The organism is Paenibacillus sp. NPDC101420, from assembly GCF_050277435.1.
In the GTDB taxonomy this organism is placed as follows: Bacteria; Bacillota; Bacilli; order Paenibacillales; family Paenibacillaceae; genus Paenibacillus_AQ.
Genome location: NZ_JBNNSE010000008.1, coordinates 213,152 through 234,056, shown reverse-complemented (window position 1 = coordinate 234,056; position 20,905 = coordinate 213,152). Strand labels below are relative to the sequence as shown.

The 20,905-nt window shown below is 46.0% G+C and carries 26 protein-coding genes; 3 read left to right on the top strand and 23 right to left on the bottom strand.

The genetic code is table 11. From position 1 onward, the window contains the following. Window positions 1-31 precede the first annotated feature (31 nt). From ACQKMP_RS26755 to ACQKMP_RS26680, 16 genes are all read right to left on the bottom strand, one after another. Complete coding sequence (locus ACQKMP_RS26755; RefSeq protein WP_341051677.1) at window positions 32-502, bottom strand: GNAT family N-acetyltransferase; 471 nt, start codon at window positions 500-502, stop codon at window positions 32-34. Between the two features lie 122 nt (window positions 503-624). After that, window positions 625-2,070, bottom strand: a complete 1,446-nt coding sequence (gene gatB, locus ACQKMP_RS26750) for an Asp-tRNA(Asn)/Glu-tRNA(Gln) amidotransferase subunit GatB (RefSeq protein WP_076300655.1) — start codon at window positions 2,068-2,070, stop codon at window positions 625-627. A gap of 11 nt (window positions 2,071-2,081) precedes the next feature. Then, window positions 2,082-3,539: an Asp-tRNA(Asn)/Glu-tRNA(Gln) amidotransferase subunit GatA gene (gatA, locus tag ACQKMP_RS26745; protein WP_042191806.1), complete on the bottom strand. Its 1,458-nt coding sequence runs from the start codon at window positions 3,537-3,539 to the stop codon at window positions 2,082-2,084. Between the two features lie 27 nt (window positions 3,540-3,566). Next, complete coding sequence (gene gatC / locus ACQKMP_RS26740; RefSeq protein ID WP_042131015.1) at window positions 3,567-3,854, bottom strand: Asp-tRNA(Asn)/Glu-tRNA(Gln) amidotransferase subunit GatC; 288 nt, start codon at window positions 3,852-3,854, stop codon at window positions 3,567-3,569. A 122-nt stretch (window positions 3,855-3,976) separates the two neighbouring features. Beyond that, on the bottom strand, window positions 3,977-4,360 hold the full coding sequence (locus tag ACQKMP_RS26735) for a hypothetical protein (protein ID WP_042131017.1): 384 nt from the start codon (window positions 4,358-4,360) through the stop codon (window positions 3,977-3,979). Window positions 4,361-4,604: 244 nt separating this feature from the next. Further along, the gene (locus tag ACQKMP_RS26730; protein ID WP_427471919.1) at window positions 4,605-5,375 is read right to left on the bottom strand and encodes an ABC transporter permease subunit; all 771 of its coding nucleotides are present in this window, start codon (window positions 5,373-5,375) and stop codon (window positions 4,605-4,607) included. After that, window positions 5,372-6,286, bottom strand: coding sequence for an ATP-binding cassette domain-containing protein (locus tag ACQKMP_RS26725; protein WP_427471917.1), 915 nt, complete (start codon window positions 6,284-6,286; stop codon window positions 5,372-5,374). Before ACQKMP_RS26725 ends, ACQKMP_RS26730 begins: the two co-directional genes overlap by 4 nt. Further along, entirely contained in the window at window positions 6,286-6,477 is a 192-nt protein-coding gene (locus tag ACQKMP_RS26720) for a PLDc N-terminal domain-containing protein (RefSeq protein WP_042191814.1), read from the bottom strand. The genes ACQKMP_RS26725 and ACQKMP_RS26720 overlap by 1 nt, the downstream gene beginning before the upstream one ends. 52 nt (window positions 6,478-6,529) lie before the next feature. After that, window positions 6,530-6,742, bottom strand: a complete 213-nt coding sequence (locus ACQKMP_RS26715; protein WP_042191816.1) for a hypothetical protein — start codon at window positions 6,740-6,742, stop codon at window positions 6,530-6,532. After that, window positions 6,739-7,074 carry a YxlC family protein gene (locus ACQKMP_RS26710; RefSeq protein ID WP_042191817.1) on the bottom strand — a complete coding sequence of 112 codons (336 nt, stop codon included), beginning with the start codon at window positions 7,072-7,074 and terminating at the stop codon, window positions 6,739-6,741. The genes ACQKMP_RS26715 and ACQKMP_RS26710 overlap by 4 nt, the downstream gene beginning before the upstream one ends. Further along, window positions 7,061-7,606 (bottom strand): RNA polymerase sigma factor SigY, encoded by a 546-nt coding sequence (gene sigY, locus ACQKMP_RS26705; RefSeq protein WP_042191818.1) that lies wholly within the window; start codon window positions 7,604-7,606, stop codon window positions 7,061-7,063. The genes ACQKMP_RS26710 and sigY overlap by 14 nt, the downstream gene beginning before the upstream one ends. Before the next feature lie 75 nt (window positions 7,607-7,681). After that, window positions 7,682-8,005: a hypothetical protein gene (locus tag ACQKMP_RS26700; protein WP_042191819.1), complete on the bottom strand. Its 324-nt coding sequence runs from the start codon at window positions 8,003-8,005 to the stop codon at window positions 7,682-7,684. Between the two features lie 186 nt (window positions 8,006-8,191). Next, window positions 8,192-8,821: an MBL fold metallo-hydrolase gene (locus ACQKMP_RS26695; RefSeq protein ID WP_042191821.1), complete on the bottom strand. Its 630-nt coding sequence runs from the start codon at window positions 8,819-8,821 to the stop codon at window positions 8,192-8,194. A gap of 4 nt (window positions 8,822-8,825) precedes the next feature. Next, on the bottom strand, window positions 8,826-9,392 hold the full coding sequence (locus ACQKMP_RS26690; RefSeq protein ID WP_076285468.1) for a thioredoxin family protein: 567 nt from the start codon (window positions 9,390-9,392) through the stop codon (window positions 8,826-8,828). After that, window positions 9,389-10,003, bottom strand: coding sequence for a DedA family protein (locus ACQKMP_RS26685; protein WP_042191826.1), 615 nt, complete (start codon window positions 10,001-10,003; stop codon window positions 9,389-9,391). Before ACQKMP_RS26685 ends, ACQKMP_RS26690 begins: the two co-directional genes overlap by 4 nt. A gap of 355 nt (window positions 10,004-10,358) precedes the next feature. Then, window positions 10,359-11,117, bottom strand: a complete 759-nt coding sequence (locus ACQKMP_RS26680; RefSeq protein ID WP_427471915.1) for an SDR family oxidoreductase — start codon at window positions 11,115-11,117, stop codon at window positions 10,359-10,361. 217 nt (window positions 11,118-11,334) lie between these two features. Here ACQKMP_RS26680 and ACQKMP_RS26675 point away from each other — a divergent pair, with 217 nt between their 5' ends. After that, entirely contained in the window at window positions 11,335-11,673 is a 339-nt protein-coding gene (locus ACQKMP_RS26675; RefSeq protein WP_427471936.1) for an autorepressor SdpR family transcription factor, read from the top strand. Between the two features lie 2 nt (window positions 11,674-11,675). Continuing rightward, the gene (locus ACQKMP_RS26670) at window positions 11,676-12,329 is read left to right on the top strand and encodes an SdpI family protein (protein ID WP_042191828.1); all 654 of its coding nucleotides are present in this window, start codon (window positions 11,676-11,678) and stop codon (window positions 12,327-12,329) included. On the opposite strand, the gene ACQKMP_RS26665 is transcribed toward ACQKMP_RS26670, so the two are convergent. The 6 genes from ACQKMP_RS26665 to yyaC form a co-directional block, all read right to left on the bottom strand. Next, window positions 12,318-14,510, bottom strand: coding sequence for an O-antigen ligase family protein (locus tag ACQKMP_RS26665; RefSeq protein WP_427471913.1), 2,193 nt, complete (start codon window positions 14,508-14,510; stop codon window positions 12,318-12,320). The two genes, ACQKMP_RS26670 and ACQKMP_RS26665, sit on opposite strands and share 12 nt — an antisense overlap. A 244-nt stretch (window positions 14,511-14,754) precedes the next feature. Then, on the bottom strand, window positions 14,755-15,945 hold the full coding sequence (locus ACQKMP_RS26660) for a class I SAM-dependent methyltransferase (RefSeq protein ID WP_076300657.1): 1,191 nt from the start codon (window positions 15,943-15,945) through the stop codon (window positions 14,755-14,757). Window positions 15,946-16,030: 85 nt separating this feature from the next. Beyond that, the gene (locus tag ACQKMP_RS26655; RefSeq protein WP_427471911.1) at window positions 16,031-16,837 is read right to left on the bottom strand and encodes a PhzF family phenazine biosynthesis protein; all 807 of its coding nucleotides are present in this window, start codon (window positions 16,835-16,837) and stop codon (window positions 16,031-16,033) included. Beyond that, on the bottom strand, window positions 16,837-17,508 hold the full coding sequence (locus ACQKMP_RS26650; RefSeq protein WP_339243499.1) for a DUF6483 family protein: 672 nt from the start codon (window positions 17,506-17,508) through the stop codon (window positions 16,837-16,839). Before ACQKMP_RS26650 ends, ACQKMP_RS26655 begins: the two co-directional genes overlap by 1 nt. Window positions 17,509-17,814: 306 nt before the next feature. After that, window positions 17,815-18,621 carry an alpha/beta fold hydrolase gene (locus ACQKMP_RS26645; RefSeq protein WP_427471910.1) on the bottom strand — a complete coding sequence of 269 codons (807 nt, stop codon included), beginning with the start codon at window positions 18,619-18,621 and terminating at the stop codon, window positions 17,815-17,817. Between the two features lie 90 nt (window positions 18,622-18,711). Beyond that, entirely contained in the window at window positions 18,712-19,239 is a 528-nt protein-coding gene (yyaC, locus tag ACQKMP_RS26640; protein WP_379425344.1) for a spore protease YyaC, read from the bottom strand. A gap of 146 nt (window positions 19,240-19,385) precedes the next feature. On the opposite strand from yyaC, the gene ACQKMP_RS26635 reads away from it, so the two are divergent. After that, on the top strand, window positions 19,386-19,610 hold the full coding sequence (locus ACQKMP_RS26635) for a DUF1128 domain-containing protein (protein ID WP_042191840.1): 225 nt from the start codon (window positions 19,386-19,388) through the stop codon (window positions 19,608-19,610). Between the two features lie 77 nt (window positions 19,611-19,687). On the opposite strand, the gene ACQKMP_RS26630 is transcribed toward ACQKMP_RS26635, so the two are convergent. Continuing rightward, window positions 19,688-20,692 carry an asparaginase gene (locus ACQKMP_RS26630; protein WP_427471908.1) on the bottom strand — a complete coding sequence of 335 codons (1,005 nt, stop codon included), beginning with the start codon at window positions 20,690-20,692 and terminating at the stop codon, window positions 19,688-19,690. Between the last annotated feature and the right edge of the window lie 213 nt (window positions 20,693-20,905).

Sequence of the window (20,905 nt, the reverse complement as noted above, 5' to 3'; positions counted from 1 at the left end):
TTCGTAAACATGGGTCTGTGTATATGCTTCTTCAAAGTGAACCACTCCGATAAAAATCAATCAATTCCACACCGGGAGCAACTTCCTGCGATCCCATAGGTACAAAACCATGCTTGCTGTACAAAGAAACGGCAGGCAGGTTTAGCTTCCCCGTAGATACGATGTATTGCTCCATCCCTGAAAAATGTTCAAATACATATTCCAAGAGACAGCTTGCAATACCTCTGCGGAAAAAGTCCGGTCCCACCATCATCCTTGTAATCGTGAGTTTGCCCGGGGATTCTTCTTCTATAGCAATAGCACCCATCAGTTCTTCATCTTCATCAAAGCAGCCGTAAAAATCCTCTTTAGAGTGGCTGAGCATCTCTCTCGTCTCCATAAGCGGCGGGATCTCACGAAACCCTATTAACTCCGCTTCTAGCCGGTAGGCCTTATGCTGGAGGCTCCATAGTTCATTAACGGTACTATCATCCTGGAGGTTTAGCTTAATAATTGTATTCATCCCTACTAGTCCCCTTATATGCCGCTAAGGGCCTGCCGTTGCCGACAAGCCCTTAGCTTATTACATAAGTATATTACCCCAAGTATAAACAACGTTATCGACTACTAAAGACGATAATCGTTTTAATTGCTCAATACCTCGATCAGAAGTTTATTCGCAAGACCTGGATTTGCCTTACCTTTACTTTCTTTCATAACTTGTCCTACGAGGAAACCGATGGCTTTCTGTTTACCTGCTTTATAATCTTCCACTGATTGTGGATTGGCAGCTACGACAGCTTCCACAATTCCTTTAATGGCACCTTCATCGCTGATTTGTACCAGACCTTTTTCCTCAACGATTGCAGCAGGCAATTTACCGCTCTCTAGCATTTCTTTAAATACCGTTTTAGCGATCTTGCTGCTGATGGTTCCACCTGCAATGAGGCCGATCATTTCCCCGAGCCCTTGCGGCGTAATTTTGACCTGAGACAATTCCAGGTTATTACTGTTCAAATAAGCAAGCAGATCACCCATGATCCAGTTAGCTACAGCCTTGGCATCCTGCGTATAAGTAAGGCATCCTTCGAAAAAGTCCGCTAGCGGTTTAGAGGAAGTGATCACGCCAGCATCATAAGCTGTAAGACCCAGTTCTTCACTGTAGCGAGCTTGCCTTGCATCCGGTAGTTCCGGGATCGTCGAACGAATGGATTCTTTCCACGCATCGTCAATATGCAGCACGATCAGATCTGGATCTGGGAAATAACGATAATCGTGCGCTTCTTCTTTTCCACGCATAGATAAAGTTTTCCCTTGGGCTTCATCCCAGCGGCGAGTCTCTTGTACAACTACTCCACCATCATCCAGGATCTCAGCCTGACGATATTGTTCATACTCCAGTCCACGCAGCACACCGCGGAAGGAGTTCATGTTCTTAAGCTCTGCTCTAATACCGAATTCCTCTTGTCCTTCTGGACGTAGACTGATGTTCGCGTCACAGCGCATCGATCCCTCTTCCATCTTGACATCGGATACGTCGCAGTATTGCATAATGGCACGGATTTTCTCCAGATAAGCACGAGCTTCCTCTGGCGAGCGCAAGTCTGGCTCAGATACGATTTCGATAAGCGGTGTTCCCACCCGGTTGAAATCGACGAGCGACGCAAAACCGCCATCTACGTGCGTAAGCTTACCCGCATCCTCTTCCAAATGAAGACGAGTAATACCAATCCGTTTCGTTTCTCCATTCACTTCAATGTCGATCCAGCCGTTCAAACCAATAGGTTGATCGAACTGCGAAATCTGATAAGCTTTCGGTGAATCCGGGTAAAAATAGTTCTTGCGGTCGAATTTACTAACATCACCAATGGTACAATTTAGCGCCATCGCTGCTTTCATAGCGTAATCTACCGCTTGTTTGTTAAGAACTGGCAATACGCCGGGGTGACCCAGGCAGACAGGACAGGTATGCGTGTTAGGCGGGGCTCCAAATTCAGTGGAGCATCCGCAAAAGATTTTGGAGTTGGTATGAAGCTCTACGTGAACCTCTAAGCCGATGACCGTTTCGTATTTAGACATAAGTAATCCCATTCCCTCCTTTACTACAGCTGTGGACGCTGCTTGTGATGATCAGTATTTTGTTCAAAAGCGTGAGCAACACGCAGAATCGTACTCTCGTCAAATTCTTTACCGATAATTTGCAAACCTACTGGCATACCTTCCGCAAAGCCACAAGGAACACTAACAGCAGGAATACCTGCCAAGCTCACAGGAATCGTGAGAATATCGTTCAGATACATGGTCAGCGGATCCTCCGTCTGTGAACCTAATTTGAATGCTGTCGTAGGCGCTGTAGGCCCGATGACCACATCATATTTTTTAAAGATGTCATCAAAGTCCTGTTTAATCAAAGTACGCACTTTTTGTGCTTTTAAATAATAAGCATCGTAATACCCGGAGCTAAGCGCATAAGTCCCTAGCATAATACGACGTTTGACCTCAGGGCCAAAGCCGCGACTGCGGGAATTAAGATATAGATCAAGCAATCCTCCGCCTTCATCTACACGTGCACCATAACGCACACCGTCAAAACGCGCGAGGTTAGATGAAGCTTCCGAAGAGGACAGCAAATAATAAGCTGCTACTGCGTATTCCGTATGTGGTAACGAAACTTCCTCCCAGACAGCACCCATTCCTTCCAGCACCTTAAGTGCGGACAAGACTGTCTCACGCACAGAAGCATCGACACCTGCTCCCAAGTATTCCTTAGGTACAGCAATGCGAAGTCCGGAAACATCACCAGTCAGAGAACTCAAATAATCAGGAATTTCTACTTTAGCTGAAGTAGAGTCCTGGGCATCATAACCAGCAATCGCTTGAAGCACATATGCAGAATCCTCTACATTACGTGTTAATGGTCCAATCTGATCGAGTGAGGAAGCAAAGGCTACCAGTCCATAACGTGATACAAGACCATAAGTAGGTTTGAGACCTACAACACCACAATAGGAAGCAGGCTGGCGGATGGAACCCCCAGTATCCGAACCTAGTGAGAAGAATACTTCGCCTGCAGCTACTGCTGCAGCAGATCCGCCACTGGAACCGCCGGGCACACGCTCTAAATCCCAAGGATTGCGTACAGGACCAAAGCTTGAATTCTCATTAGATCCACCCATTGCGAATTCATCCATATTCAATTTACCGATCGTTACGGCATCTGCCTGCTGCAGTTTAGAAGCCACAGTAGCGTTATAAATCGGCTGGAAATCTTTCAAAAATTGGCTGGCACAGGTCGTGCGTAGTCCCTTAGTTACAATATTATCCTTAATTCCGGCAGGAAGACCAAACAGCAATCCACGTGCTGCTCCAGATGCCAGTTTGTCGTCCAAAGCGCGTGCGGTGCTACGAGCGCCCTCCTCGTTCAAGGTCAAAAATGCATTTACTTTCTTATCCCGCTCAGCGATAATCGCCAGCGATTCTTCAGTCAGTTCACTGACCGATACTTCTTTAGCAGTTAACATGCGATGTACTTCAGGCAATCGATTTTGAAACAGGCTCAAGATTCTTCCCCCTTTCTAATTATGTAGTTATTCCAAAACAGCTGGAACCTTGAAATGTCCGTCTTCATCATCCGGCGCGTTAAGAAGTGCTTCCTCTTGCGTTAGGCTTTCCTTCACAACATCATCACGCATCACATTACTGACCTGCAGTACATGCGTGGTCGGCTTCACATTCTCCGTATCTAGCTCATTCAACTTCTCAGCATATTGTAAAATAGCATTCATTTGTTCTGTAAAGGTTGCCTCTTCTTCCGGGCTCAATTGCAGACGAGCCAGCTTGGCCACATGCTGCACATCTTTAACGGTAATGCTCATAAGATAAATCCCTCCTGTTTAAAGGGCTAAAGCGCCCGGATAACGTTTTTAATTATATTGTAGAAGCTTGGACAATTCAATGATGGGGTTATAACAAAAAAGCCGGCTTTCGCCGGCCTTCCTTAAATCCAAGCTCTAAGATTCACTTGTTTGATGAAATCTGCTTGGGACATGCTTTCGGTTGACGTTGTTTCCGTCTCTTCTGTATCCATATCTTCACCGTTCATCAAATGATGGAACAGCTTCTCATTGTACGTGGACAAAGCATAATCAATTAACGCTTCATGCGTTGCTCTTTCAGCCTCAGCTACTAATAAATGTTCTTCCGCCTCAATGTCTTCAGCCGGAACATAAAAGTTCCTGTTGGCTTCCGGTACACGTATAACATAGTCAAACGCATTATCGGGATTGCGGTCGTAAGCAATTAGGTAGCCGTATTCCCCGATAGGAAGACTCTGCTCAAAAGCGTCCGCAACAATGACAATCTTTTCTCCTAAACGCAGCATCGCCCTACCTCCTGACCCCAAAATCTATCATGATTTTGCTTGTTTCAACAGTCTACTAAAAAAAGATAGAACTGTCTAGCGGCAGTCCAGACGATCCTGAAAATTCTACCAAGCAATAACGCCTTCGGCGTCCCCTAAGGACGATATGCGTTTATGCGAGAAATAGAAGGAAAATGTATAGTGTGAAACTTATACTTTCTTATATTTTTAAATATACTATATTCGATACAGTACAGCTTAATAATCAATCGGGAAAGTTGTTCTTTCTTGTCAAAAGCGCAGCCCCAACAAGGCAAATTATGATCAATACACTTGCAGAAAGATATGGACCTGCTCTAAAGCCCTCTCCAGCTGTAAGAATTCCTGCTGACAGTCCGGAAAGTCCTGCGGGTGTCCAGTCAAACCATGTAGGCAATAAGCTTAAGCCTAATGACAATCCAGCCATTAACGCCAGTGCTAAAAAAGCAGCTACTGGCGGTCTTAAAAAGGCACTAAACAACAACGTAGCCGAGACAACACATAATAACCACAAACCATATACTCCTGAAGCTGCGATAGCATCGCCCCACGGTACTGAACCAATTAGCTGCTCCGTGTAATAAGCTGCACCCGCTGCACCCAATCCAAGCGCAACAACAAGCAGGGTCAGTTGAGCTGTCCATTTAGCGATCACTATTGCTGCGGGAGAAACAGGTCTTACTAGAATTAACTCCATAGTTCCGCTATAGCGTTCTCCAGCTAAAGTATTCATCGAGCCTAGCACCAATACCAGCATTCCAATTGTTCCATACTGTCCCAGTGCTTGCGCCATCACAACTGCGGCATGCGGTATTTCATACCCTTCCAGCAGACCTGGGGGCACATCCCCGGAGGCTTTTAATATTTCCGGCAAATAATAAATAGTTAAAGGCTGCATAATGCCTAAAATGATGAACACGACAGGTATCCAGATTAGCTTATAACTGCGAGCCATCTCGAGCATTTCTTTTCGATAAAGGACCCAGGTGCTGCTCATACGCCCACCACCTTCATAAATAAATCCTCTAATGTGGAAGAGCCTGCTTCAAATTGCAGCAATGGAATTTCGAGCTGCGCTGCTTCTTGCAAAATCGTCTGGCGGGCCTTTTCTACATCATGCACATTAAATACCGCATGATCTCCAAACAACTCCGAATCCAGTACAAACGGCTTGGAGGCAAGAGATTCCAGCCACTGAATGGCTTCTTTGTGCTTCTCGGTACGTAAACGAATAACAGGAAGGCTGTATTGTGAACGAAGCTGCGACAGAGACCCCTGCTCAGCAATGCGTCCATGATTCATTAAAATAATATCATCACAAATCTCTTCCGCGTCATGCAGCACATGCGTGGAGAAAACTACCGTTGTCTCTTCACGTATTTCTCGTAGCAATTCCATCACTTCCCTGCGGCCGATCGGATCAAGTGCAGATACGGGCTCATCCAGTAGAAGCAGTCGAGGGCGATGCACAAGTGCCTGTGCGAGACCCAACCGCTGCTTCATCCCCCCGGAATATCCACCAATCCTGCGGCGTGCATCGTCTTTGAGGCCTACACGTATAAGCGATTCCAAAGCGCTGCTTGTTGCTTCTTTAGCTCCCATTCCACTAAGCTTTGCAGCAAACACAACATATTCCTGTCCAGTCATCCAACCGTAAAAGGCTGGAGATTGCGGTACATATCCTAGTCCTCTGCGATATTCTGCTCCAGGACGGCTCCCCTCAAACGAAATCATTCCAGAGGTAGGTTCTAGAAGACCCGCCAGCATACGTAGTGTGGTCGTCTTGCCTGCACCATTGGGTCCTAGTAAAGCGACACATCTCCCTTTTTCAATATCAAAGCTTATATCATGTACGGAAATATGCGCCCCATAGCTTTTGCGCAAATTCGTAACTTGAAGAAGTGACATTAGACATCTTTCCTTCCTATCGTGAAATAAGCTACGCTGCCTAATATATTTCCGAAAATAATGATTATAATCCACATCCATTTTGGACCGCGTACTCTATCTGCTTTGGCTAAAGAAATCAAACCGATAATAGCCAGTAAAGCCTGCAAAATGATCAACGGCATAATTAATCCCCAATTTACATCTTCCATGAAGTACCACTCCTTTTGTGTAATGAAAGGAACGAGCTCATATCCTGGACCTTCACATCTTCTTTCTCCTACGTCTTTCCGGTAGAATGACAACAAGTAAATAGACCAAAGCGGGTGAAGGAACTGTAGTTATAGCCCATAGACCCCAGAACCAGGCTTTTCTTCCGCGTCGTCTTGCGTCCCTGAATAGCAATGTCCCTTGCAGCATTAATGCTATCGCTATGCAAAACCATAACCATAGAGGCACATCCTGCAGCTCATTCATTCTTGCGCACCTTCTCTGTTCCTCCTGATCCTCGCTATTCCTAGAGCACTGAGTCCCGCAATAGGAATAATCGCTTGAATAATCCAATAGATCATCGGTGCAGAACCGAGAATGGATAGAAATACGCTGATCAGGATCAACGATATGCCCCAGAATAACAGCAGCTCTTTACGTTCCATGCTCTTTCTATGCACAGAGGCATCAACCATTAACCTCTCCAGTTCCTGTAATGAAGGTGGTGTGATGTCATTATATTGTGCATCTAACCGGTCAAGCTCATCTGAAAGCTTATGCAAATACAACTCAGGCTCCTTATCTTTATCCTTCTCCATCCTCATTCAGCTCCTTTCGTAGTTGGTTAAGTCCAAGGGATACACGCGACTTGACTGTACCTGAAGGAACTCGCAGGATTTCGCCAATTTCGTCATAACTATAGCCATAGTAATGCTTCAGTAGCACAGCCACTCTTTGCGCAGAAGGTAATTTGGAGAGGGAATCCAGCACTTCACTCCACTCTTCCCCCCTGCTCTCAAATCGCCAACGAATCGAACGGATCCCCTGTTCCTGTTGCTCCCGCTGTTTCCATTCCGCTTCACGCTTCCAGCGCCGCTTGCGATCAATAAATATTCTGGTGGCAATTGTGATTAACCAAGAGGAAAAGGAAGAAGTTCCGTTATAGGTGTTGATCTTCTCCATACATCTGACCATGGTGTCCTGTACAAGATCCTCTGCCAGCAACGGGTCCATGGTCACCTTGATTAAATATTTGAATAAAAAAGTATAGTGTTCTCGCAGCAGTGAAGACAGTGCTGAAGTATCTCCCTGCTGTGCCCGTCTGATTCTCTCCAGCGACTGATCGCTCATCTGCCCCTCCATTCAAGATTTCGTTTCTATTTGTAGTACGAATATGTATTATGAATCGTTCATTCCACTCCATAATTATTTTTTGAGATCCCACAACTTACGCCGCCAGGGCTGAATTATCCCTTTCCTTGCCGGAAAATGCCAAAAAAGAGGCGTTCTTCTGAGCTCGCCTCCTGAAACCACTGGTACTCCCCCGTAAACCCCACAGGCCTCCTGAAGCAAGCCCTTACGAAGTTCCTTATCTTCAAATTGTATGTCTCTACGTTCTATGGATGAACAAAAGCCACCCTTTCCTGAACACTCCGAAAAAAAACGGCAATTACTGCTGCAAAAATGGTTCCATTTCTCCTTGGAGTCATACCAACCGTAGTCCAGCGGGTAGTATATATTCTTCTCCATTCTACTTCCCTCCATGCTTTTAAGCCTATATGAAGACAAAAAAAAGAACGCAAACCGGGATTAATTCCGCAGTCTGCGTGCTTCGCGAGGTTAATGTTACATTTAATTAACCTCATTCTAGTCCTTTTGTAGTCTTTTGTCTATTAAAACTTCCTCGGTTTTTGTCGGTTCTACTAGAACCAACGTCTATTGAGGAACATAAGGGTTTCGAATCTTTTCAAATCCAATGGTTGTCCGTGGACCATGTCCTGGATAAACCTTCACTTCGTCATCCATTTTGTATAGCTTGCCACGAATAGAATCGAACAGATCCCGTTCCCTACCACCAGGTAAATCTGTGCGCCCAACTCCCATTTTAAAGAGTACATCTCCGGAGAATAGATCATTTCCACAAAGGAAACTTACACTGCCTGGAGAGTGACCAGGTGTATGGTACACACGGAAGGTGTGTCCAATGAACTGCAGAACTTGCCCTTCTGCCAGATCATATTCCGCAGGATCTGTAGCTAGAGGAGGTGACACCTCCGACCACATTAGTGAACCGTTCAGCTTGGGGCTACTTAGCCATTCACTTTCAAGTGGATGTAAATAAACAGGACATTTCTTAGCTTTACGAATTTCGTCTACACCGCCCATATGATCAAAATGTGCATGTGTTAACAAAATAGCTTCGATTTCCATTCCTTCGATACTCCGCACTAATGCAGCAGGATTCATACCAGGATCTACGATGATACCCTTCGCAGGATCCGCACCTGTCAGTAAGTAGGCATTCGTTTGAAGCGGACCCAGATTAAATGAACGTATATTAAGCATCGGTCTAGAATCCGGAAACCAGACTACGCAGTTCTTTTGCGATAACTGCCTGATATTCCGTTCCTTCCCCATAGGCTTGCCCCATGGCCTTACGTGCTTCTGCGATTTTGCTGTCGTAATCAGCGGCCTCACGGTCAGGATTCTCACGTTTGAACTCTCTCATTATACGCTGCACATGCTCTGGTCTAGGACCCCAATGTCCGAGCACATATCCTCCAGTGTCTGCAAAAATCACGACTGGGACAGATCTGCCACCCATGGTCAAGAAATCATCCATAAGCTCCGGATTCTCTTCCAAAATAAATACCTCTGTCTTCATTCCCGCCGTCTCCAGAATACGGAATACAGCAGGAACATTGCGTACTACGTCTCCACACCAATCCGCTGCTAGGATAAGTACCCGCAAATCGTCGCGATGGTTCAGACTTTCGAAATATTCCTTATCGCTCTCATCTTCCCAATTAAACTTCTCATACCAGGATTCAAAAGCCTGTTGATTCTTCGTCATACTTTCTACGAATTGGCGCGGTGTTAGGCCTTTTCCAAACTTTTGAGCTACATTCTGCTTCATTTTGTAGTCCCCTTTTTCTTGGATTTGTACCATTTAAACACAAAGTAAATGATGATCAGAGCGATCGCTACAAGTATAATTTCGTTGGTATACTTAGCTGCTACTTTGTCAATATCTTCCCATTTATTCCCCAAGGTCATACCCAGATATACAAACAAAGCACTCCATGGAATAACAGCAAGCGTAGTCAACAAAGTGAACTTACCTAAAGGCATTTTCGATATCCCAGCTGGAACGGAAATGGCATGACGAACAACCGGAATAAAACGTGCTGTAAAGATTACGCCAGTCCCGTACTTATTGAACCACTCTTCCGAATGGTCAATATGCTTCTTTTGAATGAAAATATATTTCCCGTATTTCTCCAAAACAGGTCTGCCACCATAACGGCCAATCCAATACACAAAAATCTGTGCAATGACTCCGCCGATCGTACCGAATAATACGGCGCCAAAAAAATTAATATCTCCACTCCATACTAAAAAGCCACCGAAAGCCAGTACAATTTCACTCGGAATAACTTCAATCATAAGTCCGATCATAATCCCAAAATAACCAAGACTCTGAATCCATTCAAACAATGTTGAGATCAGATCAGAAATAACATGCAACCGTACTCCTCCTCCCTTTTCCGCAGAATATGGCTATGTATCTAGCATAAACATCTTTGGCGTCTATATAAAGACGCTTAGCGTTTAAGCGAGAAATATAAGAACATAAAGTATAGATGCTAAACTTATACTTTCTTATATTTTTAAAAGCTCTGCCGCTCTGCTCTATTTTCCAGTTTCTCTTAGCCTATTCTAGCACAAGCAACCTTATCACATCTACTTACAGCGCGAGGCCATTACCCTATATAGACCCTCTCTTAAAAAGAGTTAGAACGACCTGTATAACCAGAAAAGGTGTACACTTCCAGCATGAAGATGGAAATGGACACCTGTTTGTCTAAAATGTAAAAGCTATTTAATAAGCGGTCCATCCGGCATCCGCCGTTATTACCGTTCCATTCACGAAGCTCGCAGCTTCTGAAGCCAGGAATAAAGCTATCGATGCGATCTCGCTGCTTTCCCCTGTTCGCGGCATGGACACCATACCATCTCCTGCCTTTTGACTACCAAAAGTACTCGGATTAGACAAATCAATATTCGTCTTTACCCCACCTGGTGCTATAGCATTACAGCGAATTCCAAGCTTCGAGTACTGATACCCTACATTTTTAGTCATACCGATGACAGCGTGCTTGGAGACAGTATAGGCCACTCCTGCACGTGATCCCTCTAAGCCGCCGATCGATGCTACATTGATGATACATCCACCTTCTTGTGCCATGAAAATCGGTAGGACCTTACGAATGGCTCTCATGGGTCCGGTGACGTTCACTGCAATTACGTTCTCCCATAAGTCGTCTGTGATTTCATGAGCCGGGGTCATTTTATCCATGATCCCCGCATTATTAACGAGAATATGAAGTCCACCAAATTGTGTACTTGCGGCATCAATCATTCGCTGAGTATCCTCTTCCTTCGAAACGTCTGCCTTTACAGGATACACCACCCCGTTGCCATGACCTTGTTCTGCCTTCTTGGCCACCGCTTCAACATCCCCCAGATGGATGTCCGCAGCAATAACCTTAGCCCCTTGCTGGGCAAAAAGAAGAGCAATTGCTTCCCCAATCCCAGAACCCGCACCTGTAACAACTGCAACCTTATTCGTCAGCATCATATATCCTCTCCTCTGCTTCTATGTTTCGAACCATTCATCGAATACTTGCCCACAGTTAGTATTAGCAAGGGCATAGCCGCAAACGGCGGTAAATCCAAAGATTCGGTGACAATTTCTTTCTTAATCAAAATCAGGAGAATACGCATTGACAGATAAGAATAAGAATGGTTATTATATATTTAGACAGTTACCTAAATATCGAAATGGTGGGTGGAATATGAATGAGTCTTTCAAAGCACTAGCTGATCCTACCCGTCGCCAAATCATTCGGTTACTAAGGGAAAAGGACCGAACCGCAGGTGAAATTGCTGATTTTTTCAACATGTCAAAGCCAAGCATTTCTCACCATCTGAATGCACTGAAGCATGCCGATCTCGTACAGGATGAACGAAAAGGTCAATTCATTATGTATTCATTAAATACGACGGTTCTCGAAGAGGTTCTTGGCTGGTTGCTCGAGCTAACAGGTACGGGAAAGCAATTGGAGACGGAAAGCAAATCACAGGACGGAAAACAAAGCCGTCAGAATATGCATTCTGAGAAGGAGGATGATTGAAGATGAAGGATTTTAAATGGAGATGGCAAGATACACTGATTGTGATATTAGGTTTAGCTTCATTAGCTTATGCTTTAATCAATTATGGCAAGCTGCCACAGGAGCTGCCCGCGCAGTGGGGAATTACAGGTAAAGTCAACCGGTATTGGGATAAAAATATAGCTATTTTTATGTTCGGAATCCTGGGCATTGTGCTTCCGCTGATCATGCAGTTCACACGTAGCATTGATCCTAAACGGGAAAATTATAAGAAGTTCGAAAATGCCTATGCTATGAGCAGACTCGCTATTGGGGTGCTTTTTAATCTCATGCTCGTGCTCACGGTTGCTTACGGTCTGGGTAAAGAGATTAATGTGGGTAAAATTGCTATAGGAGCCCTAGGAGTGATGTTTATTGCGCTCGGCAACTACATGCCACAGGTAAAAGATAATTATTTGTTCGGTGTTCGCACAGCATGGACGCTCTCTAGCCCAGAGGTGTGGCGAAAAACACATCGTCTCTCCGGAAGAATGTGGATGATCGGCGGATTGCTTATTTTTGGGGGAGCCTTTTTGAGCGGCACCTTGTCTCAGACCCTTATTATTACGGCTCTTGTACTTGTTATTCTCGTTCCTGTTCTGTACTCTTGGATCATTTCACGTCAGTTAAAATCGTGAAGCCAATACACTAAGCCGTCGACTCAGGTCGTCGGCTTGTTCTGTTATTTGGAACTTCCGGTCATTATGCTGCTCACCTTTACTTGCCTCGTATTCTGCCAACACTCTATACTCCCGCAGAAGCTCGTTCCCTGAGGCAATACAGCTTATGGCCTCCATTCGATTCCCTTCCGCTAACTTCTTCCGGCCCATCATAAGCATGCCTTCAATCCCTTTGACCCACTTAACAGAGTTGTATTTATCGAGCTTAATACTTCGGCGTATCCAATATAATGCAGCTCCCGGATCATCACTGTACATCCATCGTCTAGCCATTTCCCAGTTTAAACTTGCATTCTCCGGAGAATATTGCAAACTCTGCTGGAGTATACTCACGCTTTGTTCACCCGTAAGTAGCCTGGATAATGCTACAGCTGTTTTAGGAGACTGGGGATTCCACGCTAGTGATTGCTCTAGCAAATCTACCTTCACCGAGGGATCAACCGTCTGAACTGCTTGCCGGTAGTACCTCTCTCCTTGTGTGGCGTGAAGGGACAATACAGATAGCATGAGAAAAAGGCAGCAGGCGACAGTGATGAATAGTCGGCGGGAATATGGGGGTGACATACTCGCGAATGCAGGGATAGGGGCGCTGAGGTTCGCGGATGCGAAATGAGTGGTGAACAAACTTATGGACGTAAAGCGGGTATTCGCAGATTGATGTTTGTGCTCATATTCAGACAGGGCAAGTGCTGGCAGCCAAAAAAGCAGCAGCCAGATTAATCCGTAGCTCCAGTCAAAATCGACTGCGCTATGCATAACGATAACCAAAAATGGCGGCAGTAGACGCGGCGATCTCTGAGCCAGCAGCCAGCCTGCTGCTAGCAGCATAAGCAGTATGGCTGCCAGGCCAACAAATCCTAGGTTCAACAGGATGTCGAGATAACCGCTATGCACTTGGCTGCCAACATAAGGGCGAGATTGGGCGGCGAGGTATGAACTCCGCCAAGTCTCGCCCCCGCGCCCCAGCCAAGGTGCCTCTACCGTCAGCCGCCAGGCGTCGCGGTAGAACAGACCACGCGCGGATACCGTCGATGACGGTCCGGTGATCCGCTCGCGCACGTGCAGGAGGACGACAGTGCCCGCCGCCGTCCAACCTGCTGCCGCCAATGCCAGCATGGCGGCTCGGGCAATGCCCGCCGCGCTGCGCTGGCGGCGGCACAGCCATAGGCCGGCTAGCAACGCGCCGGCCCAAAGCCCGGCCAGCAACAGCAGGCCGGGCAAAGGCTCTACCGCCAACCCGGCACGGGCCAGTTGGCGGTAGAGCAGCGCCGCGGCGACCACGGGCGCGGCGCCAGCGGCAAGAAGCGGCGCGATGAGCAGCCGCTTCCAGAGCAAGACGGCGGCGCAGGCGCAAGCCGCCGTCAGCCACGCGCCGCGCGACTCGCTGAGGAGCAGCGCGGCGGCGTACGGGAACAGCGGCAGCAGGCGCAGCAGCGCGGCGGCCGTGCTGCGCGGTTCTCGCCGTTCCAATCTATCGCATCCATCCACACTCTTCTGAGGTCTTACATAATAAGCAGCGACAGCAAACAGCCGCTCCAGTAGAAAAACAGCCATTACAGCACCAAAGGCATTAGGATATTCCATCACCCCTGCTAATCTGGCACCTGTAATGCTTACTTCCGATGAATTACTGTAGGCTATAGCGAAAGGTAACTCTACCACCCCGCACACTGCCAGCAAAGCACTTATGCTTAAGAACATGCCCAAAATAGACCACGCAGCAATGATAAGCTGACGCCCCACCCGATTCAACGCGCAAAAACAAACCAAAAATGCAAAGCTAGCATACAAGCCCCACCGTAATATTTCATTCATTGTTCCCTGTGCCGAAAGAGGATCTCTTAGCCAATGAATCTGATAGAGTGATAGAAGTATTAAAGGTGCAGTCAACATTATTTTCAAAGCTCTACGTACTCCACTTGCTCCCCCTGTGCTACTTCTCCACTTGCCTACTCCAATGTACAAATAAAGCAAAGCCACAGAACACATCACAAACCATAGGGTCAGAAAGAGGTACATCTCCTCTGTAAAAAAAAATCCACGCAGCAAACAAGCTCCTACTCCGGCTGCGATGACTAAGGCTGCACTAAAATATACGATTATTGAATCCAGACTCCGCTCTCTGTTAACGCTCCCCATTTAGATACCCCTATATTCGTTAAGTTATCTCTATCCTTTCCACATTTCCCCTTCGCAAAACTAGAATGCAAAAAGGACGATACCTCTCCACGAAGGAGCTGTACCGTCCCAATTCTCATCAAAAAAGCTTGATAGTTACAAAGAGTGCAACTAACCTCTGATATTCGCTACTGTATCCTAATGTAATTGCATAATGTACAACTATTTTTCGAAAAATCCCGCCGGATGGGGAAAATTGCTCGTGCTACCCCTCCACCGAAATTTCACTCGGAAGCAGGTCAGCACATACGCGCTCAAGGTAAGGTTTCGCCCCTATAAAATCACGGAATGCGGTGTATTCACGCCATTTGACGGAGTTATCACCACCCGAGCTTTTAACGGCGCGGATTAAAATATTCTTCGGTGTATTCTCCATGTCGATGAATTCCAGCAGCTGGCTGCTATAACCCATCATATCGAGCAATTTGGCACGGATAGCATCCGTAGCCAAGGCAGAGAAACGCTCCTTAAGTATCCCATGTGAAAGCATCGGACTCATTACTTCATTCTCAATCTGCGCGAACAATTCATGCTGACAGCAAGGCACAGACAAAATGACGGAGGCGCCCCAACGTACTGCTTTTTCGAGTGCAGCATCTGTAGCTGTGTCACAAGCATGAAGCGTTATAACCATATCTACCTGATCCAGCTCATCGTACTCGGCAATGTCACCCACAAGGAACTTCAGATGATCATAACCGATTTTCGCAGCAAGCTCATTACAATGCTCAATTACATCCGCTTTCAAATCAAGTCCAATAATATTAAGCTCCCGCTTCTTGCGGACGGTCAGATAGTGATAAAGAGCAAAGGTCAAATACGATTTACCACATCCAAAATCAACAATCGTTAATGGCCGTCCCGTTGGCAGATCGGCAAGCACATCCTCAACCATCTCCAAAAAACGGTTGATCTGCCGGAACTTATCGTATCGCTTGGCCAGCACTTTTCCTTCTCTGTTCATTATGCCAAGCTCCACAAGAAATGGCACAGGTTCTCCATCCTCCAGCACATAACGCTTGCGGCGGTTGTGTGCCAGATCCGGCTCTTCTTTTTTACTGGGAGACTTGGTAAGGATGGATACTTTGAATTTTTTGCTAATCAGCACCTGATAATCCGCTTCCACCGTGCATAACAAGCCTTGGCGATATGATTCTCTAAATAAAAGGGTCATGTCCTCCGCTGCTAATTCTGCCGGTACGTTACGATGTTCAACCTTTGTACCAATATAGGACGCAAACTGATAATGCAACTTACCTTTTAGTTCGACAGGTTTAATCTGTACCTTCGTACAGGTCTCCCCTTTGTTACGTACTTGGCTTAAGGTAGCCATAATCAAGGTACGGTCATTAATCAGTTGTTCAATAAGAGCTTTTAAAGATTCCACAACGCACATCTCACTTTCGGGATTAAAAATGGAGAATCATTGTCTCCTAACCATCATCGTTCCATTATATCACGGCTCTACAAGAGTTATCCTATCAGGGCTTCACATGCAGCTCTCCACTAACAATAGTTATTGCTCGGCCAGACATCTTAATCTGATCTTTGCTTACCTCAAGTTGAAGTAAGCCTCCTCGTTCGGAAGCTTGATAAGCGGTCAACTGCGTACGGTTAAGTCGACTAGCCCAGAAAGGTGCTAGCGCAGTATGCGCTGAGCCTGTGACCGGATCCTCATTTACCCCCATCTTCGGTGCAAAGAACCGTGACACACAATCAATGCCTTCGATGGAGCTTTCTGCAGTAACCGCAAAGGCTCGCTCTTCAAGCCGGGATAAAGCCCCAAAGTCTGGGTTAAGTTCACGAACTAGGGATTCCTGATCGAGCCGTACAAGTACATTTTCAGCATATAGCATAGTTTCTACCACATTTTCTTCTGTAATACCAAGTGCTTCTATAAGAGCCGGAATTGTAGGAGAAGACTTAAGCTCATAAGGCGGGAAGTACAGTGAGATGAGGTCATCCGCACGAGAAGCTCTAAGCAACCCACTGCGTGTATAAAATCTAGCTTCCACCTCTGGATCCAGCAATCCCACCTCCCATAATATATGTGCACTCGCTAGAGTAGCATGGCCACATAAATTAACCTCAACCTTGGGCGTGAACCAGCGCAGACGATATCCATCATTCTCCGGCCAGAGAAATGCCGTCTCTGACAAGTTCATTTCTGCTGCTGTCTTAAGCATAAATGCCTCGTCGACTGGATGCTTCAGCAAGCATACTGCTGCCGGGTTTCCTGAATATGCTTTTCCTGCAAAGGCATCGATAATAAATAAAGGGGTATTCATTAGGCTTCCGACTCCCTCCGAACTTCTGTGATCCGGCGCCACTCTTTCCATCCTTGTTCCACTTCATGGATAGGAAGCGAGCCTTGTTCCAATTCTTCCGGTGATTTAAGCAGCAGCCGTCTGTACAATTCATCACCTTCCAGTGAGACATCTTCTCCCTGCTCCCATAGTCGATACAGACTGTCCTCCGCTTTACTATAATGTCCGATTGACTCCATATAATCTAGAAGCAGCCGTTCCGTCTTGGCTGGAAGACGATACGCTTTGACTTCCTCCAGAAGTTCATTAATATCCTCTGTCATCTGCAGCATTTCTCGATCAGCGCCGTGCAAATCTGCGTACAAAAATAAATGCAGTGCTCTCATACTTCTGAATAGTGCCGCGTCATGATCGCCATTTGCAGCATAAATGCTGCCCTCTTCCTTAAGCAGCTTAGCTACACCTTGAAGCTTATCTGACTCCAATACACCGTTAAACCGGAACATATCTATAATATCTTCTACAGATAGTGAATTTAAAAGACGTGAGTTCAGCGGAAAATGTCGGTTCAATAGCTCATCAATTTCCCATAAGGCTTCCGTTGTCTTCCGCTCTTGCTTCAGCGTTAGAACCTTGGCAACCATCGCCGTCATATCTTCGATCATTCGGACAATATAGTCTCTTCGGAACATGAACTTCCCCCTTTTCCATACTGTAACTGTGAAGCTTTTGTATCTAGGTATTATATGTGTTTTATTCATTTATCTTAAACCATTGCACTACGCTATGCCACTAAAGCAATTACGGAAAAAATAATGACTAGAATCCTTCTACTTATTGACATGAAATGCCGGCCGTCCCACATTGGCGGCGTAACAACCATAGCTATCTTTGCCGGATTGGGAATCCGTAAGTTTCAATAGTCTCCTAAAAAAGAGGCAGCCCACGCCAGTTACTTTGACGCGGAGCTGCCTCTTTTTGAATTATTATTTCAGCGATCACGAATGGCTGTTAATACTAACCGTAGCTTGGGTGAATTCCTTGATAACCTCAGCTAACCGTTCAGGAGCTTCAAAGAGGCTCATGTGGCCCGCTCCAGAAATCGTAGCTTGCGTTATATTTGGTTTATCCGAAGTAAAGGTGCGCTCCGCAGGAATCAGTTCATCCTGCTCGCCAGCAACAAGTAGTACCGGCAACGTGGTAGCTGTGATCACATCACGCCGATCCGGACGCTCACGCATCGCCAGCGCAGCTCCCGCTGCTCCTTGTGGAGGCGTTTTGTAACCAATTTCTTTAGCTCGCTCCAGCAGCTGCGGTGATGCAGAAGCGGTTGCTTTAGCAAAAATTCCTGGGACGAAGCTGTCCACAAAAGGAGTAATGCCTTCATTTTGAATCCTGCTGACACTTTTCAATCGATTCTCCCGAGCTTCTTCACTATCCGGATATGCAGTAGAATGGATTAATCCGAAGCCCTTCAATCGAGAGGCATACCGCTGCGCGAACGAAAGTGTAATATACCCACCAAGAGAATGTCCCAGCATGGTGCATTCAGAAATTTCTAGTGTATTTAACAAGCCCAGAACATCGTCTGCCATTTGTTCAATAGTATAGGGGCCTAGTGGAGCCTCTGAAGCTCCATGACCACGTAAATCGGGAGCAATCACTCGGTAGTCGCTGCTTAAGATGGGAATGATTTGTTCCCAGTATTCAGCACTTCCGCAAAAGCCATGCAGTAATACAATAACCTCGCCTTTCCCCTGATCACTGTAGCAAATATTGCTTCCGTCACAACGTACTCTTTCCATGGCTGCTTCCCTCTTTCCAAAATACTAAGATATATTAACTAATATCTATTATTAAGCAAAACAGCTCTCCTTGAAACCGGCATCCTATTCTTAACCCCCAATTCCAAACCCTTTTGCTGCTGCGGCGGCAATTTGTTCAGCCATAACCATAACTCTATGTAGTGGAGTCGTCTGCAGCGTCCGATAGGGCTTGGGACCGTTGATATCTACAATCGCCGCCAAGCTATAATGCCCCACTGCGGGAAGGCATACCCCCACCGATTGTGCTGGCTGAAGCGGCTCATCCGAAACGAAGTAATATCCAAGAGCTATTGGAGGTCCTAGGCAAGCATCCACAGCAATAATGATATGCTCAGATGGAATCTCAGCGACTCTGGCCACCAAATTATCTGCATCGCAAGGAGATGGCAACGTACCGATTACGTGCGGAAAGCCATATTCCAGAAGTTTGCTGCCTGTTAGTGGACCGAGAGCATCACCTGTAGATCTATCCGTTCCGATACACAGAAAGGTAACTTTCTTAGCTGAATGCAGCGCTGCAATTTCCATAAAAAAGGACACCAATCCTACATCGTCCATTTTGCTTCGTTTACCGCTTCCCTGTTCTCTAATTGCCAATACCTTTCCTCCCTTCGATGATATTTTTTTGATTTCACGCCTTTAATTTAACATGATTTCTGTGAGCCCGACAAAAAAATGGTGATCAAGCTCACAATCATGGTAAAATACATGAATCAGTGTACAGAAAGGATGTTAATAACCCTATGGATTTAACACAACCTAGTCAGGAAAATGTTGAATATATGATCGAGGCCATCAAGAACAAACTGAAGATGGCAAGTGCTGCTGCAATGCAAGCCTCCGCTTTTTCAGTAGATAAATATGAAGATATCTTCGATGTCTATGAGGTAGCCATGGGCAGCGATAGACTCAGTATTTCTCAGGTGGAAGCGCTCGTCTCCGAACTCGGCCGTCTACGTCAGAAATAATTGTTCTTCGTTTACAAAAGGAGCCCGTCGCTGCGAATCCGAGATGGATGCGCAGCGACGGGCTCCTTTTTAAGTTCCTATTTCATGAAATGAAGCTGAAATTCTGTATCTGCATGACCTACCCGTGTACCACCATCATTGTAGATCACACCTGAAAATGCATTACGCAGCTTTTCCAAAGTATTTTTCTGACTGTATCCAATCTGATTTAAAATCCCTTGTACAATAAGTCCCCACTCTTCTTCTGATCCATCCAGAATCTTGAAGGCAATACCCAGTCGCTCGCGGCGCAACCCGAAGCAATATACGCCTTTAAATCCACCCTTAGCAATAATATTTTCATCTTCCAAAAGGATCGAATCAAGGCGTCCAGACCCAGAAACCATCTCCGGATGAGCATTCATGGCCGCAGTGATTATGGTGACCGCTCTGCGAGTTGCCTCGTCAGCAATTAAATCAGGATTAGCTAATTTCAAATACGCAGTCGCCAAGGCTGTCAAAGGCATGGCAAATACCGGCAGACCGCATCCATCCGTACCTAGACCAATACTGTCTGGTGCTACACCAGCCATATAAGCAATCGTATCTATAATTTCACGCTGAACCGTTTGCTCCGGCTGAGAGTATTCTTCAAGTGGTAGTCCTTTGAGCTTACTATATGATAAAATCCCCATGTGCTTGCCCGCACAGTTATGATAGAACTTTCTTTTGCCCGTACCGCGAATGGCATTCTCTCTACTCGTATAATCCAGTGGATAGCTAGTGGCACATATCATTTGTTGCTCATCGATCCCAATCTTGGAGGAAATACTCTCTAGCGCGGCAACATGGTAGCTCTCTCCTCGGTGAGAAGCAGTCATTAGGGCAACCTCTGCGGGTGTAAAACCATAATGCTCCACGATTCCTCCACGAATGCCTGGGATAGCCTGAAGTGGCTTGGCCGCAGAACGGGTAAAGGATACAAACTCAGGATCACCTGCATAGCCCTTTACGTTCCCGTGTTCTCCTACGATTGCAATATGTCCGCTATGGACACATTCCAGCAAATCTGACCGATATTCTCTTACTAATACTGTTTCCATGGTAACTCTCCTCTTTTCTCTTTGCTGCTCTATAACTCACAAGGATTTATTAGGATTCTACATTTAATAAATGCTAGAAAATAACCCCGTGCTCCGGGGATTTTTTGTACATCACAAACTCCCTTAAGTGTTAGTTCCATGAGGAATTCTACTCCTATTTTCATCATTCTTCAATCCTCTCCACACCAAGAAGATTTTAGAAACCACACAAAA

Bases quoted from the DNA above. Each gene is read 5' to 3' on its own strand.
- ACQKMP_RS26755 (WP_341051677.1), bottom strand. From the start codon at position 502: ATGAATACAATTATTAAGCTAAACCTCCAGGATGATAGTACCGTTAAT.
- gatB (WP_076300655.1), bottom strand. From the start codon at position 2,070: ATGGGATTACTTATGTCTAAATACGAAACGGTCATCGGCTTAGAGGTT.
- gatC (WP_042131015.1), bottom strand. From the start codon at position 3,854: ATGAGCATTACCGTTAAAGATGTGCAGCATGTGGCCAAGCTGGCTCGT.
- ACQKMP_RS26735 (WP_042131017.1), bottom strand. From the start codon at position 4,360: ATGCTGCGTTTAGGAGAAAAGATTGTCATTGTTGCGGACGCTTTTGAG.
- ACQKMP_RS26730 (WP_427471919.1), bottom strand. From the start codon at position 5,375: ATGAGCAGCACCTGGGTCCTTTATCGAAAAGAAATGCTCGAGATGGCT.
- ACQKMP_RS26725 (WP_427471917.1), bottom strand. From the start codon at position 6,286: ATGTCACTTCTTCAAGTTACGAATTTGCGCAAAAGCTATGGGGCGCAT.
- ACQKMP_RS26720 (WP_042191814.1), bottom strand. From the start codon at position 6,477: ATGGAAGATGTAAATTGGGGATTAATTATGCCGTTGATCATTTTGCAG.
- ACQKMP_RS26715 (WP_042191816.1), bottom strand. From the start codon at position 6,742: ATGAATGAGCTGCAGGATGTGCCTCTATGGTTATGGTTTTGCATAGCG.
- ACQKMP_RS26710 (WP_042191817.1), bottom strand. From the start codon at position 7,074: ATGGAGAAGGATAAAGATAAGGAGCCTGAGTTGTATTTGCATAAGCTT.
- sigY (WP_042191818.1), bottom strand. From the start codon at position 7,606: ATGAGCGATCAGTCGCTGGAGAGAATCAGACGGGCACAGCAGGGAGAT.
- ACQKMP_RS26700 (WP_042191819.1), bottom strand. From the start codon at position 8,005: ATGGAGAAGAATATATACTACCCGCTGGACTACGGTTGGTATGACTCC.
- ACQKMP_RS26695 (WP_042191821.1), bottom strand. From the start codon at position 8,821: ATGCTTAATATACGTTCATTTAATCTGGGTCCGCTTCAAACGAATGCC.
- ACQKMP_RS26690 (WP_076285468.1), bottom strand. From the start codon at position 9,392: ATGAAGCAGAATGTAGCTCAAAAGTTTGGAAAAGGCCTAACACCGCGC.
- ACQKMP_RS26680 (WP_427471915.1), bottom strand. From the start codon at position 11,117: ATGATGCTGACGAATAAGGTTGCAGTTGTTACAGGTGCGGGTTCTGGG.
- ACQKMP_RS26675 (WP_427471936.1), top strand. From the start codon at position 11,335: ATGAATGAGTCTTTCAAAGCACTAGCTGATCCTACCCGTCGCCAAATC.
- ACQKMP_RS26670 (WP_042191828.1), top strand. From the start codon at position 11,676: ATGAAGGATTTTAAATGGAGATGGCAAGATACACTGATTGTGATATTA.
- ACQKMP_RS26665 (WP_427471913.1), bottom strand. From the start codon at position 14,510: ATGGGGAGCGTTAACAGAGAGCGGAGTCTGGATTCAATAATCGTATAT.
- ACQKMP_RS26660 (WP_076300657.1), bottom strand. From the start codon at position 15,945: ATGTGCGTTGTGGAATCTTTAAAAGCTCTTATTGAACAACTGATTAAT.
- ACQKMP_RS26655 (WP_427471911.1), bottom strand. From the start codon at position 16,837: ATGAATACCCCTTTATTTATTATCGATGCCTTTGCAGGAAAAGCATAT.
- ACQKMP_RS26650 (WP_339243499.1), bottom strand. From the start codon at position 17,508: ATGTTCCGAAGAGACTATATTGTCCGAATGATCGAAGATATGACGGCG.
- ACQKMP_RS26645 (WP_427471910.1), bottom strand. From the start codon at position 18,621: ATGGAAAGAGTACGTTGTGACGGAAGCAATATTTGCTACAGTGATCAG.
- ACQKMP_RS26635 (WP_042191840.1), top strand. From the start codon at position 19,386: ATGGATTTAACACAACCTAGTCAGGAAAATGTTGAATATATGATCGAG.
- ACQKMP_RS26630 (WP_427471908.1), bottom strand. From the start codon at position 20,692: ATGGAAACAGTATTAGTAAGAGAATATCGGTCAGATTTGCTGGAATGT.